The organism is Embleya australiensis (assembly GCF_051903075.1).
In the GTDB taxonomy this organism is placed as follows: Bacteria; Actinomycetota; Actinomycetes; order Streptomycetales; family Streptomycetaceae; genus Embleya.
In genome coordinates, this window is record NZ_CP182423.1 from 1,722,277 (window position 1) to 1,735,507 (window position 13,231).

Below are 13,231 nucleotides of genomic sequence, written 5' to 3' on the forward strand. Positions count from 1 at the left end.
GTGTCCATGACGCTGTCCCTGCGCGCGGTCCTCGACCATCCGCTGATGCGCGGAGCCGACCCGGCGGTACCGGATCCGCACGCGGACCTGGATCGCCCGGTGCGCTGGGTGCACTCCAGCGAGATCTACGAGATCGCCCCGCTGCTGCGCGGCGACGAACTGCTGCTCACGACGGGTCTGGGCCTGGCCGGACGGGATGCGGGCGAGCGGCGACGCTATGTCACGGAGCTGGCGGCGGCGGGCGTGGCGGGGGTGGCCCTGGAGGTCGGCCGTACGTTCCGCGAGGTCCCGGACGACGTGGTTCGCGCGGCGGCGGACGCGGGTCTGCCGCTGGTCGTCCTGCGCGGCGTCGTGCCGTTCGTCGAGATCGCCGAGGCGGTCAACGCGGCCATCCTCGACTCGGCGGTGACGCGACTGCGCCACGTCAACCGCATCGTGCGGACCCTGTCCGGCGTCCTGGCGCGGGGCGCGGGCGTCGAAGAACTCACGACCACGCTGTCCACGCTCACCAACCGGCCGGTGGTCCTGGCGGCCCTCGACGGAACGCTCACCGCCTACGCGGGCACGGACGACCCGACCTCCGTCGTAAAAACCCCAACAGCCGAAGCCGGCGTCGAACTCAGGGGCGCACTGTGGGGGCGGCTACTCCTGGGCGCGACAACGGCGGCCGCCACTCCGTCACCGGGCGTGGGTGGCGCGGCCGACGCCGACACGGCCGACACCGCGACGGGCGCAACCAGGACAGCGGACAGGCCAGAAACGGCGGCCGCCAACCAATCGCCGGGCGCAGCGGGCGCAGCGGGCGCAGCGGGCGCAGCCAATACCAACACGGCCGGCACAACGAACGCCAACCCTTCGCCGGGCGCGGCAGACGCGGCCAACCCCAACGCGACCGGCCCCACGACCAGCGCGACCAGGACAGCAGGCACGACCGGCACGACCGACGCCACTCATGTGCCGGGCGCGGCAGGCGCGGCCACCCCCAACGCGACCGGCCCCACGACCAGCGCGACCAGGACAGCAGGCACGACCGGCACGACCGACGCCACTCATGTGCCGGGCGCGGCAGGCGCGGCCAACCCCAAGACCGTCAACACCACGACCAACGCAGCCGGGACAGCAGGCACGACCGGCACGACAGGTGCCACCCATATGCCGGGCGCGGCAGGCGCGGCCAACCCCAACACGGCCGACCCCACGACCAGCGCAACGAGGACCGCGGGCAGGGCGGTGACGCCGGGCGCGGCCACCCCGACCACCGCCCCCGCCGACGGGCCCTGGTCGACCGCGGGAGCGGCGATCGCGCGGGAGGTGGCCGAGCACGCCGCGCAGGTGTTCGCGCCCGCCCTGTTGCGCCTCGCCGACCGTGGTGGCTGGGTGGGCCGCGAGCGGCGGGAACTCGTCGAAGGGCTGCTCGGCGACGCGTTGCCCCCGCGCGAGGTCGCCGCGCGCCTGACGGTGTGCGGCCTCGTCCCGGCCGGCGCCGCCGTGTGGGCGACCATCGCCCTGAACCGGCCCGACCAGGTGCAGGCGGTGACCACCCTGTACGAGGGCCTGCGCGCATGCGGCGGCCGCGGCCTGGTCAGCGACGGCCCGGGCGGCGCGTACGCCCTGATCGCCCTGGACCGCCCCACCCACATCGCCGAACTCGCCGACCGCCTCGGCCTGCCCGGGGCCACCGACCACGAGCCGACCGCCGCCCTCGGCCCGCTCGTGCGGGACGTGGCCCGCGTCGGACACAGCCTGCGCGCCGCGCGGGACACCCTGCGCCTGGCTCGCCGAGTGCACCCGATCCGGCCCACCGGTGTCGCCGAAACCGTACTCGCCGACGACTGGGCCCTGGAACGCCTCCTGGACGGGCTGCCCCCGGAGGAACTGGCCGACCTCGTCGAAGACCAACTCGGCCCGCTCCTGGCCGCCGACGCCACCCGCGGCACCGGCCTGGTGGACACCCTCGAGGCGTACCTGCGCTGCGGCTGCTCCAAGACCGAGACCGCCGGCGTCCTGTTCCTCCGCCGCCAATCGGTCCACCAGCGCCTCGCCCTGATCGAATCCCTGCTCCACGTAAGCCCCGACGCCCCCGACCGCCAGGGCCCCCTACGCGCCGCCCTCACCGCCCGCGACCTCCTCACCACCCGAGGCCCGAACCCGACCTAGCGCCACACCCGACCCGGCACCGCACCCCGGCACCGCACCCGGGCGAAGTCCCGCTCCCACCACGCCAAACGGCACCGGCCGGCCGAGCCCCCATTTCCGGCCACGACCGCCACCCCGTCGACGGCCGGCGACCCCTTGATCACCGTGAGTTCATCCCGACTTGGGCCAACCGTCCCGACTGTGCAGCGATGGCACAAATTGTTACACCCGAGCCTGCCGATCAAAGCGGAAATCAGCTGCCAATATGGACAGTTCGATCTTGACGGGGAACTCGCCGGAGTGGGAATCTCGGCTGCCCTCATCGAGGGTCTTTTCGGTCCTGGGGGGGACGAAGCGGTCTTCGGGCGAGTGCAGCGAACCGTCTCGGTGGCGATTCTCGTTTCGGGTGACGCGAGTGATCTTCCGGGATGCGATTCACTCCTGCCCAAGAGGTATCTCCATGTCTTCGTCCTCAACGCTCGCCCGCTGGGCGGCCGTATTGGCCATACCGTCACTGGCCGTGGCGGTCGGGGCGGCGCCCGCGCTCGCCTCCGGCAACACGTACACCGTGGACCTGCACCAGACGACGCCGGTGTCCGCCACGGACCCCGGTGTCTCGCACGAGGGCGGATGCCCGGCCCCGGCCGACCAGGACGGCTGGCACTTCGTACTGCCCACCAACGAGGCGGCGTTCGTCAAGCTGACCGTGACGTTCCAGCCGGGTGGCCGGCAGGTCGTCACCACGTTCGGTCCGCCGACCGACAAGCACGCGTACGTGGCCTCGCCGGCCGGTGCCAAGCTGACCTCGGCGGTGGCCCAGGTCAAGGGCGGCAGCGTCAAGTTCTTCAACCTGTCCCACACCTGCCCGGCGAAGTCGACGCCCACGACCCCGCCGACCACCAAGCCGCCCACGACGGCCCCGCCGACCACGGCGCCGCCCACCAGTGGGACGCCGACCACGGCCCCGCCGACCGGCACCCCGTCGACGTCCGCGTCCTCGTCGCCCTCCACCTCGGCGACCGCGACCGCCACCCAGCCGGCGACCACCGGCGGCAGCGGTGGCGGCGGCTCGCTCGCCAGCACCGGCGGCGTAGCGGTGGGCGGCCTCCTCGCCACCGCCGCGGCCCTCGTCGGCGGCGGCATGATCCTCCGCAAGCGCCGCGGCAACCGCGCCTCCTGACCCGAAGCGCAACACGGGTCCACACCCTCGCGTGAACCGACCCGCCGCACGCGAACCGTCCCGCCGAGCCCAGGCCCGGCGGGACACTTCGCGTTCCGGGCATGGTGGCGAGAGGTCGGCCGGCTCCGGGGACCCGATCGCCGGACCGGCCCGCCTGCATGCGCCCCCGACGCGGGTGAAGCGCATGTGATCGGCGCTGTTCCCGGCGCGCGCGCGGGTTTCTTGGCGTCCTGGCGTCCGGAGAACGGGGGTACCGGTGGGCGCCGAGCGCACGTTGGTGATCGGGATCGGCCGCTTCGACGCCGATGACCGCCCGGACGAGACTCCGGTCGGCGCGCCGACGTGGTCCGACCTGCCATTCGTCGCCGAGGTCGTCCCTCAGGTGGCGGCGACGCCGGACCGACTGGGGTACACCACCGACGCGCGGATGGACCCCGACTCCGTCGCGCTGCGGTCGGCGGTGAACGACGCGCAACGCCTGGACACGCGCACGCTGTTCCTGCTCGACCTGTGCCGCTCAGGCCGCACCGCGACCCTCCTCCACCCGGACGCCCCGCCCCGCCCGGCGGCCGACGGGATCCTCCCGGATCCCGTCGGCGTCCACGGCACCCGGGGCCGCCTCCACCGCCACCGCCCCACGCACCCCGGCTTCGGCACTATGTGCCCGATTCACCGGGGCTGTGTTGGCGAGGGCGCACCGTGAAACCCCGGGCGGGTGCTGCCTAGCGTGGGTGCATGATCGTGATTACCGGGGCCGCGGGGAAGACCGGGCGGGCGTTGACCTGGGCGTTGGCCGAGCGTGGGGTGCGGGTGCGGGCGTTGGTGCGGCGGCCCGAGCAGGTCGCGGTGGCGGTCGCGGCCGGGGCGAGCGAGGCGGTGGTGGGCGACGTCACCGCGCCGGCCGACCTCGCCGAGGCGCTCGCCGGGTGCGAGGCGATCTATCACATCGCGCCGAACGTGCACCCGGACGAGCCGGCCATCGGGCGCGCCGTGATCGCCGCCGCAGAGCGGGCCGGCGTGGACCGGTTCGTGTTCCATTCCGTGTTGCGGCCCCAGCTGCGGGCGATGCCGCATCACGAGGCCAAGGCCCGGGTCGAGGAGGCCCTGTTCGAGTCGGGCCTCGCGGTGACCGTGCTGCAGCCCGGGCCGTACCAGCAGAACATCCTGGACGCCCGTGACGCGATCGTGCGGATCGGCGACTACGTCGTGCCGTACCGGGTGGACGCCCCGTTCGCCGCCGTCGACCTGCGCGACGTGGCCCAGGCTGCGGCGGTCGTGTTGTGCGAGGACGGCCACGAGAACGCGGTGTACGAGCTGGCCGGCCCGGAGGCGCTGACCCCCCGGCTGATGGCCGCGCACCTGGCCGCCGTACTCGATCGCCCCGTCACCGCGCGCCGGATCGACCCGCGCGAGTGGTGCGAGAACGCCCGCGCGGGCGGCCTGTCCGGCTACGCCCTGGACACGCTGACCGCGATGTTCGCGTTCTACGACCGGCACGGCCTGACCGGCAATCCGCGCACCCTGGCGATGCTGCTCGGCCGGGCGCCGGCCCGCTTCGAGGACTTCGCCCGACGGGTGTTCGCCCCCGACGACGCCCACTACGCCCCGGGCTTCCAACACCAAGTATTGCCAAGCGAGCGCGATTCCTTGGGCAGTAACTGACGGCGAGCAACGCCGCGTCGCCGCCTAACTTGGACGCATTCGACGCCGGACTGCGCACCGCCGCACACATGCAGAAAGGGGTGTTCGACGTGAGCGGACCGCTCTGCGATCTCGTCGTGCTCGACCTCTCCCGCGCCCTCGCCGGCCCGCACGCCGCGATGATGCTCGGCGACATGGGCGCCCGGGTGATCAAGGTGGAGAACCCCGACGGCGGCGACGACACCCGAGGCTGGGGCCCGCCGTTCGTCGGCGCCGAGGACGCCCGCGAGTCGACCTACTTCCTCTCCTGCAACCGCAACAAGGAGTCGATAGTCCTCGACCTGAAGACCGAGGAGGGCCGGGCCACCCTCGCCCGGCTGATCCGGCACAGCGACGTGCTCGTGGAGAACTTCCGCACCGGCGTACTCGACCGGCTCGGCTTCCCGATGGAGGAGCTGACCCGGCTCAACCCGCGCCTGGTGGTGTTGTCCATCACCGGCTTCGGCCACGACGGTCCGCAGGGCGGCCGGCCCGGCTACGACCAGATCGCCCAGGGCGAGGCGGGCCTGATGAGCCTGACCGGCCCCGGCCCCGACGACCCCACCCGCATCGGCGTACCGATCGGCGACCTGCTGGCCGGGATGTACGGCGCCTACGGTGTGGTCGCCGCGCTGCACGAGCGCGAGCGCACCGGCCTGGGCCGGGTCGTGCGCACCTCGCTGCTGTCCGCGATCGTCGGCGTACACGCCTTCCAGGGCACCAACTACACCGTCGCCGGCCAGGTCGGACGCGCGCAGGGCAACCTGCACCCCTCGCTCCAGCCGTACGGCTCCTACCGCTGCAAGGACGCGATCATCCAGGTCGCGGTGGGCAGCGACAAGTTGTGGGCCAAGTTCGCCCCGATGGTCGGCCTCGCGGTGGACGACGCCCGGTTCGCGGTCAACGCCGACCGCGTGGTCAACCGGGCCGAACTCGCGGAGGCGATCAACGCGGCGTTCGCCGCGCGCGACGTGGACGACCTGCTGCCCGAGCTGGCCGCCGCCGGCATCCCGGCCGGCGAGGTACGCACCATCGACCGCGTCTACGACTGGGACCAGACGAAGTCGCAGGGCCTGCTGCTCGACGTCATGCACAGCACGCTCGGCCCGATCACGCTGCCCGGCCCGCCGATCCGCCTCGACGGTGTCGACGGTACGAGCGACGACGGGCGCCGGCGGCACGACGCCCCGCCGACGCTCGGCCAGCACACGGACAGCGTGCAGGCCTGGCTCGACGCCGAGGACGCCCGCGCCCTGCACGCCGCGCGGCGCGCGTGAGGGCCGAACCGGTGGGGGCGGAAGCGGTGACCGCCGAGCCCGCTCCCGCTCCCCCCACGAAGCCCCGCCGCCCCCGCGTCGGCGCGCACGACCTCATCCGCCTCGTCCTGGACCCCGACACCTGGACGAGCTGGGACGCCCCGCCGCACCGCCCCGAGCGCCTGGACCCCGGCTACCGCGACGAGTTGCGCGCCGCCGAGGCCAAGAGCGGCGTCGACGAGTCCGTGGTCACCGGCGAGGGCCGGATCCGGGGCCGCCGGGTGGCCGTGGTGGCCTGCGAATTCGGCTTCCTGGCCGGGTCGATCGGGGTCGCCTCGTCCTCGCGCCTGGTCGCCGCGATCGAACGGGCCACCGCCGAGGGCCTGCCCCTGGTCGCCTCGCCGACCTCCGGCGGCACCCGGATGCAGGAGGGCACGGTCGCGTTCCTCCAGATGGTCCGGATCAGCGCCGCCGTCGCCGCGCACAAGAGCGCCGGCCTGCCCTACCTCGTCTACCTGCGCGGCCCGACCACCGGCGGCGTACTCGCCTCCTGGGGCTCGCTCGGCCACGTCACCGCCGCCGAACCCGGCGCGCTGATCGGCTTCCTCGGCCCGCGCGTCTACGAGGCGCTGTACGGCCGGCCGTTCCCCGAGGGGGTCCAAGTCGCGGAGAACCTGTACGCGCACGGCCTGGTGGACGCCGTCGTCGAGCCCGACCGGCTCGGCGACGTGGCCGCCCGGGTCCTGGACATCGTCACCGCGCCGCGCGAGAACCTGCCCGACGTGGCCCCGCTGCCCGTCGAGGACCTGGCCGACGTACCCGCGTGGACCTCGGTCGAACTCTCCCGTCGCCCCGAACGCCCCGGCGCGCGCGCCCTGCTCCGGCACGCGGCGAGCGCCGTGGTGCCCCTGCACGGCACCGGCCAGGGGGAGAGCGACCCCGGCCTGCTGCTCGCGCTGGCCAGGTTCGGCGGCGCGCCCTGCGTCGTGCTCGCCCAGGACCGCGCCCGCCAGTCCAGCCACGGCCCGTTCGGCCCGGCCGGCCTGCGGGTGGCCCGCCGCGGCATGCGCCTGGCCGCCGAACTCGACCTGCCGCTGGTCAGCGTCGTGGACACCGGCGGCGCGGCGCTCAGCCCGGAGGCCGAGGAGGGCGGACTGGCCGGCGAGATCGCCCGCTGCCTGGCCGAACTGGTCACCCTGCCCACGCCGACCCTGTGCCTGCTGCTCGGCCAGGGCGCGGGCGGCGGCGCGCTCGCCCTGCTGCCCGCCGACCGGGTGCTGTGCGCCCAGCACGGCTGGTTGTCCCCGCTTCCGCCCGAGGGCGCCTCGGCGCTGCGCTATCGCACGCCCACCCGCGGCGCCGAGATCGCGGCGGCGCAGGGCATTCGCTCGCTCGACCTGCTGCGCGACGGCGTGGTGGACCGGATCGTCGCGGAGCGGCCCGACGCGGCCGACGAGCCGATGGCGTTCCTGGCCCGGCTCGCGCAGGTCCTGGAGTACGAACTGGTCGGCCTGCTGCGCCGACCGACCGAGGAACGCCGCGCGGCGCGGCTGGAGCGGTACGCCCACCTCGGCTGCTGAAACGGGCGCGCGCCCGGCGTAGACCCCCGAACCCGGGCGCGCGTCACTCGGCAATTTCTGCCAGATCGATCGGTGTTTGTAGTCAAATGACTCTCAAGCCATCGACCCGGTTCCCCACCTAGAGTCCCAATTCCCGGACGGACGACGGCCCAACGGGCCGAACCGCGACGGGTGCATCGGGACTCCCGCGTACGACAGGACAGGAGAGTTCGACACATGACAACTCCCCGCACCGCGAACGGCACCCGGAGCACGAACGGCACCGGGAGAGTGCTCATCGCCCTCGGCGGCAACGCCATGACGGGGCCGGACGGGAGCGCCACCCCCGACGCCCAACGGGCGGCCGTCGCGGTGGCGATGGAGGCGGTGGCCGACCTGATCGTCTCCGGCGTCGACGTCGTGCTCACCCACGGCAACGGCCCCCAGGTGGGCAACCTGCTGGTCAAGAACGAGTTGACCGCGCATGTCGTACCTCCGGTGACCCTGGACTGGTGCGGCGCGCAGACGCAGGGCACCCTCGGCTTCACCGTCGTCTCCGCCCTGGAGGCCGCGCTGCGCCGCCGCGGGCAGCCGGCCCGGGTGGCGGCCGTGGTCACCCGGACCCTGGTGGACGCCGCCGACCCGGCGTTCGAGCACCCGACCAAGCCGGTCGGCCGGCATCTGCCGCAGGCCGAGGCGGAGCGCTTCGTCGCGCTCGGCCAGCACTGGGAGGACCGGGGCGCCAAGGGCTGGCGTCGGGTGGTTCCGTCGCCGGATCCGCTGGAGGTGGTCGACGCGCCGGCCATCCGCACCCTGGTCGCGGCGGGCTTCACCACGGTCGCGGCCGGTGGCGGCGGCATCCCGGTGGTGCGCGACGCGGACGGCGCCGAGCGCGGCGTGGAGGCGGTCTTGGACAAGGACCTCACCGCGGCCCTGCTCGCCGCGTCGGTCGACGCGGACGTGCTGGTGATCGCCACCGACGTACCGAACGCGATGCTCGACTACGGCACCGCGAACCAGCGCGAGCTGGGCCGGGTCACCCCGGAGGAGCTGCGCGAGCACGCCGCGGCGGGGCAGTTCGCGGGGGGCAGCATGGGGCCCAAGGTCGAGGCGGCGGTGCGCTTCGTCGAGGCGGGCGGCCGGCGCTCGGTGATCACGTCCCTGGACCGGATCACCGCCGCGGTCGCCGGCGAGGCGGGCACGGTGGTGGAGGCGAACGCGGCGGCGGTCGCGGCTGCGGCACCGGCCGTGGCGGCGGCGGACGCCGGGTAGCGCCCCGTCGGCCCACGCGCCCCGACGCGCGGGCCTGCGACGCGGGCAACGCGTCCGGAGCGGCCACAGCCTCCGGATCGGCCACAACATCCGACGCGGCCGAAGCGGTGCAACCGGCCGCAACGGTCGCAAAATCGGTCAGTATCGGTAATTCAGCGAACTCCAATGAACGAGGTGGAACGAGTGCCCAGGCCGATCGAGGTTCACAAGGTCGCCATCGAGAGCGTCACCGACGCGTCCGGATTGGCCAAGCTGATCGACGACGGCGTGTTCGCCGCGGACGACGTGCTCGCCGTCATCGGCAAGACCGAGGGCAACGGCGGGGTCAACGACTACACCCGCATCCTGGCCGACCGCGCCTTCCGCGAGGTGCTGGTCGCCAAGGGCAAGCGTTCGGTCGAGGAGGCCGGCAAGGTACCGCTGGTCTGGTCCGGCGGCACCGACGGCGTGATCTCCCCCCACGCGACGGTCTTCGCCTACGCGCCGGAGAACCGGTACGAGCCCACCGACGAGCCGCGCGTGTCGGTCGGCGTGGCGATGAGCGAGACGATCCTGCCCGAGGACATCGGCCGGGTGCCGATGGTGGAGAAGGTCGCCGCCGGCGTGCGTGCGGCGATGGCGGTCGCGGGCATCACCGACCCGGCCGACGTGCACTACGTACAGACCAAGACTCCGCTCCTGGTCCTGGACACCATCAACGACGCCAAGTCGCGCGGGTTCGACGTGTGGACCGAGGACACCCTCAAGTCCATGGACGTCTCCAACTCGACCACCGCGCTGGGCATCGCCGTCGCGCTGGGCGAGATCGACCTGCCGACGGCCGACCAGATCCACCGCGACCTGTCGCTGTACTCGTCGGTGGCGTCCTGCTCCTCCGGCGTGGAACTCGACTGCGCGCAGATCGTGGTGGTCGGCAACGTGCGCGGCGTCGGAGGCCCGTTCCGGGTCGGTCACGGCGTGATGAAGGACGCGCTCGACGCGGACGGCATCTGGTCGGCGATCCGCTCGGCCGGGATCGACCTGCCGGAGCGTCCGCACACCTCCGACCTCGGCGACCGCCTGGTCAACGTGTTCCTCAAGTGCGAGGCCGACCCGAGCGGCAGCGTGCGCGGCCGGCGCAACATCATGCTGGACGACTCGGACGTGCACTGGCACCGGCAGATCAAGGCCACCGTCGGCGGCGTGACCGCGGCCGTCACCGGCGACCCGGCCGTGTTCGTCTCGGTCGCCGCCGTGCACCAGGGCCCCTCGGGCGGTGGGCCGGTCGCGGCCATCGTCCGGATGGACTGACGCACCCGCGCTCCCGGTACCTCACACCGACGGCCACCGCTCCCCGTTCCGGGCGGTGGCCGTCGGCATGTCCGCCCGCCCCGCACTGCGCGGTTCCACCCCGCCGGCGCCAATCCCCGCACGTGTTACGGAAGTTGCCGGTCGGTGACGAAGGGACTCGGATAGGCTCCGTACGCCCGTAAGACGCCATGGGTGAGCGCGCGAGACATCGACGAGGAGCAGCCGTGGTCGAGCGGGAGCAGGACGAGTGGGGCTTCGACGCCCTGCCGGAGGGGGAGTCGCCCGAGGACTGGGCACCGACCGGGATCGACGTCACCGTGCCCAGCATCGCGCGGGTCTACGACGCCATTCTGGGTGGCAAGAACAACTTCGCGGTGGACCGCAGGATCGCCGACGAGGCGCTGGCGAACCTGTCCAACGAGGGCGCCTGGCACAACCGGCACATCCTGGCCAGGGGCGTGCGCTACCTCGCGGCCCAGGGCATCGACCAGTTCGTCGACCTGGGTTCGGGCCTGCCGACCGTGCAGAACACGCACGAGGTCGCCCAGGAGGTGAACCCCGACGCGGCCGTCGTCTACGTGGACAACGATCCGATCGTGCTCGCGCACGGGCGGGCGCTGCTCGCGGACAATCACCGCACCCGCGTGGTGACCGCCGACCTGCGCGATCCGGCCGACGTGCTGGCCCGCCCGGAATTGCGCGAACTCATCGACTTCACCCGGCCCGTCGGCCTGCTCCTGGTGGCCGTCCTGCACCATCTCGCCGACGACGAGGACCCAGCGGGCGTGGTCCGCGCCTACCGCGACGCACTGCCGCCGGGCAGCTACATCTTCATCACCCACTTCTGCGACTCCACGCCGGAGGGACGCGCGCTGGAAAAGATCTTCCTGACCCAGTTGGGCAGCGGTCGCTTTCGACCCCTGGAGGAAATCGAGAGCTACTTCGACGGCCTCGAACTCGTGGACCCCGGCGTGGTCCTCCTCCCCCTCTGGCACCCGGACGAGCCGGTCACCCGCCCGCTCACCCCCGAAGGCCACCTGTCCGTGGGCGGAATCGGCCGCCTCCCGGGCTGACCCGCGAACCCACGCGGACCGACCCTCGGACCCACGCGGGTGTCCGGTTGGGGCGCGTCGGGGGGTTGGGGGGTGGGGGTGGCATTAGCCTCGGGGCTCATGAGGATCGCCATTATCGACGACTACCAGGACGTGGCTCGGGGGCTGGCCGATTGGGGTTCGCTCGACGCCGAGGTGCACGTGTTCACCGAGCCGTTCGCCGATGGTGACGCGGTGGTCGCCGCGCTCGCCGGGTTCGAGGTGATCGTCGCGATGCGCGAGCGCACCCGGTTTCCGGCGGAGGTGCTGGACCGGTTGACCGGGCTGCGGCTGCTGGTGAGTACCGGGCCGGTGAACGCGGCGATCGACGTGGCGGCGGCGCGCGGGCGTGGTGTGGTGGTCTGCGGGACGGGCTATGTCGCCCATCCGACCGCCGAGCTGACCTGGGCGCTGATCCTGGCCGCCGCCCGCAACCTGCCGGTCGAGGAGCGCTCGATGCGGGCCGGCGGCTGGCAGGTGGGGCTCGGCGTCGGCCTGCGCGGCAAGGTGCTCGGCGTGCTGGGCCTGGGCCGGCTCGGCAGCGAAGTGGCCCGGATCGGCCACGCGTTCGGCATGGAGTGTGTGGCCTGGAGCCCGCACCTGACCCCGGAGCGGGCCGCGGCGCACAACGTGACGGCGGTGACCGAGGAGATGTTGTTCGCCCGGTCCGACGTGCTGTCCATCCACCTCGTCCTCGGCTCCCGCACCCGGGGCCTGGTCGGCGCCGCCCAACTGGCCCGGATGAAGCCGACCGCGATCCTGGTCAACACCTCGCGCGGCCCCATCGTCGAGGAGTCCGCCCTCCTGGACGTGCTGCGCCGCCGGGCCATCGCCGCCGCGGCGCTGGACGTGTACGACGTCGAACCGCTGCCCGCCCGCCACCCGTTGCGCACACTGGACAACGTCGTGCTCACCCCGCACATCGGCTACGTCACGCGCGAGCTGTACGAGACCTTCTACCGCGACGCGGTCGAGGACATCGCCGCCTTCCTCACCGGCGACCCGATCCGGGTCATGAGGTGACGGCCGCCCCGGGGCGGTCGGTGGGGCCGGCGGGCGTGGCGGGCCCGGCGGCTGCGCCGGCTGCGTGCGCCTCGGCGGCGGCGAGCAGTTGCGCGCGGTCGAGCCAGACGCGCTCCCACTGGCGGGTCAGCGCCGGGTAGACGATCAGGAGCCGAAACGGTGCGATGGCGGCCATGTACAGCCGGCCGAACCAGCCGTTGGGCTTGACCAGGACCGCCATCCGCAGCTCGTGGCCGCCGTCCCCGGTCGGCACCCAGCCCAGGTGCATCAGGGCGTGCGCGGTCTTGTTCCCCAGCTCGCCGACGAACTCGCGGTCGAGCCCGTACACGGGCGTGAGCGGCATGCCGCCGGAGTCGGCGGGGTCGACGGTGTCGCGAAGTTCGTCCGGTAGGCGATCGCGCAGCGGCACCACACGCTCCCCGAGCCCGGCCCCGGGCCGATCCCAGCCGAGCAGGACGCCGAGCTTTCGGCGTACCGCGAGCAGGAACCGCGTCGGCGCCGCCTGCCGGCCGCCGCTCGCCCGCATCGCCGCGAGCATCACGGGAAAGTCGTCCGGCCCGGCGCCCGGAGTGCGGTAGGACCACACGTCCTCGACTCGGAAGTCGTGAGCGAACTCGTGGAGCCGCCAAGGCTGCTCGATATGCGCCGTGCGAGGAAGTCTCATGCCCGCTGCCACCTTTCCGGCGTCGGGACGCCGTACGCCGCCCCCCATATACGCCACCGTACACGAGCATACGAGCCACG

At 73.4% G+C, this 13,231-nt stretch carries 11 protein-coding genes; 10 read left to right on the forward strand and 1 reads right to left on the reverse strand.

Translation table 11 applies throughout. The features are described from left to right. The first annotated feature begins 6 nt into the window (after window positions 1-6). From ACMXN5_RS37830 to ACMXN5_RS37875, 10 genes are all read left to right on the forward strand, one after another. Window positions 7-2,157 carry a PucR family transcriptional regulator ligand-binding domain-containing protein gene (locus ACMXN5_RS37830; protein ID WP_439679437.1) on the forward strand — a complete coding sequence of 717 codons (2,151 nt, stop codon included), beginning with the start codon at window positions 7-9 and terminating at the stop codon, window positions 2,155-2,157. Between the two features lie 439 nt (window positions 2,158-2,596). Then, window positions 2,597-3,316, forward strand: a complete 720-nt coding sequence (locus ACMXN5_RS37835) for an LPXTG cell wall anchor domain-containing protein (RefSeq protein WP_439679438.1) — start codon at window positions 2,597-2,599, stop codon at window positions 3,314-3,316. A 256-nt stretch (window positions 3,317-3,572) separates the two neighbouring features. After that, entirely contained in the window at window positions 3,573-4,019 is a 447-nt protein-coding gene (locus ACMXN5_RS37840; protein WP_439679439.1) for a hypothetical protein, read from the forward strand. Between the two features lie 32 nt (window positions 4,020-4,051). After that, window positions 4,052-4,978, forward strand: a complete 927-nt coding sequence (locus tag ACMXN5_RS37845; protein ID WP_439679440.1) for an SDR family oxidoreductase — start codon at window positions 4,052-4,054, stop codon at window positions 4,976-4,978. 29 nt (window positions 4,979-5,007) lie between these two features. After that, window positions 5,008-6,273 carry a CaiB/BaiF CoA transferase family protein gene (locus tag ACMXN5_RS37850; protein ID WP_439679441.1) on the forward strand — a complete coding sequence of 422 codons (1,266 nt, stop codon included), beginning with the start codon at window positions 5,008-5,010 and terminating at the stop codon, window positions 6,271-6,273. A 26-nt stretch (window positions 6,274-6,299) separates the two neighbouring features. Further along, complete coding sequence (locus ACMXN5_RS37855) at window positions 6,300-7,832, forward strand: carboxyl transferase domain-containing protein (protein WP_439679442.1); 1,533 nt, start codon at window positions 6,300-6,302, stop codon at window positions 7,830-7,832. A 216-nt stretch (window positions 7,833-8,048) separates the two neighbouring features. Further along, window positions 8,049-9,083 (forward strand): carbamate kinase, encoded by a 1,035-nt coding sequence (locus tag ACMXN5_RS37860; protein WP_439679443.1) that lies wholly within the window; start codon window positions 8,049-8,051, stop codon window positions 9,081-9,083. 183 nt (window positions 9,084-9,266) lie between these two features. Continuing rightward, a complete protein-coding gene (locus tag ACMXN5_RS37865) occupies window positions 9,267-10,373 on the forward strand; it encodes a ring-opening amidohydrolase (RefSeq protein ID WP_439679444.1) in 1,107 nt (368 codons plus the stop codon). Window positions 10,374-10,597: 224 nt separating this feature from the next. Further along, entirely contained in the window at window positions 10,598-11,446 is an 849-nt protein-coding gene (locus ACMXN5_RS37870) for an SAM-dependent methyltransferase (protein ID WP_439679445.1), read from the forward strand. Window positions 11,447-11,545: 99 nt separating this feature from the next. Beyond that, window positions 11,546-12,487 carry a D-2-hydroxyacid dehydrogenase family protein gene (locus ACMXN5_RS37875; protein WP_439679446.1) on the forward strand — a complete coding sequence of 314 codons (942 nt, stop codon included), beginning with the start codon at window positions 11,546-11,548 and terminating at the stop codon, window positions 12,485-12,487. On the opposite strand, the gene ACMXN5_RS37880 is transcribed toward ACMXN5_RS37875, so the two are convergent. Next, a complete protein-coding gene (locus tag ACMXN5_RS37880; RefSeq protein ID WP_439679447.1) occupies window positions 12,477-13,151 on the reverse strand; it encodes a DUF2867 domain-containing protein in 675 nt (224 codons plus the stop codon). The two genes, ACMXN5_RS37875 and ACMXN5_RS37880, sit on opposite strands and share 11 nt — an antisense overlap. Window positions 13,152-13,231 lie beyond the last annotated feature (80 nt).